We start from the raw sequence: 869 nt of genomic DNA on the forward strand, positions 1-869 counted from the left end.
GAGACACTCTCAGTTAGCCGCCGACATCTGCCAGCGCTACGAGAAAAAATCCAAAGTATGTGATCGCTGGCGCTAATCATAAAACGATTAGGATGTATGCATTATCGATTGCTAAAGGCCCATTACGTTATAATGAGCACGTCCTAAATAGTTAGTAACAACCAAAATATCTCAGTCATATCTTCATGCCCTTATTTATGCTTAAATAGGGGTATTTTTTTTGCGTCAGATAAAAATACTTACCTATTAAAGGCTTGCAAGCATCAGACCTACTGACGCATCAGACCTAGTATCAACAATCTAGTACTAACAATTTTGAGGCTTATCATGAGTACCACACCGCTATCTGATTTACCTACCTTGAATATTGCTACCCGCCAAAGCCCTCTTGCCCTCTGGCAAGCAGAGCATATACGCGATCGATTGCTGAAGCTTTATCCAGAGTTGACTATTAATCTACTAAAAATCGTCACTAAAGGTGACAAGATTTTAGATACACCACTGGCAAAAATAGGCGGTAAAGGCTTATTTGTCAAAGAGTTAGAACAAGCCCTATACGATGGGCAGGCAGATATTGCGGTACATTCATTAAAAGATGTTCCTATGCAGTTACCTGAAGGACTTACCTTGGGCGTTTATTGCAAACGTGAAGCCCCAACCGATGCCTTTGTTTCCAATACTTATGATAGTATTGAGGAGCTACCACAAGGCGCGATTGTCGGTACTGCAAGTTTGCGTCGTCAATGTCAGATCAAAGCCTATCGTCCAGATTTACAAATCAAAACGTTGCGCGGTAACGTCGGCACGCGGTTAGGTAAGCTTGATGCAGGCGATTATGATGCCATTATCTTGGCTACCAGTGGCCTACA

General features: G+C 42.3%; 1 protein-coding gene. It reads left to right on the forward strand.

Annotated elements, in window-relative coordinates; all coding sequences use genetic code 11:
* Nucleotides 1–327: 327 nt before the first annotated feature.
* A partial coding sequence (hemC, locus tag ACS8FD_RS18385) for a hydroxymethylbilane synthase (RefSeq protein WP_439276909.1) occupies nucleotides 328–869 on the forward strand: 542 nt, incomplete at its 3' end.

It is taken from the genome of Psychrobacter sp. 1U2 (assembly GCF_051847575.1).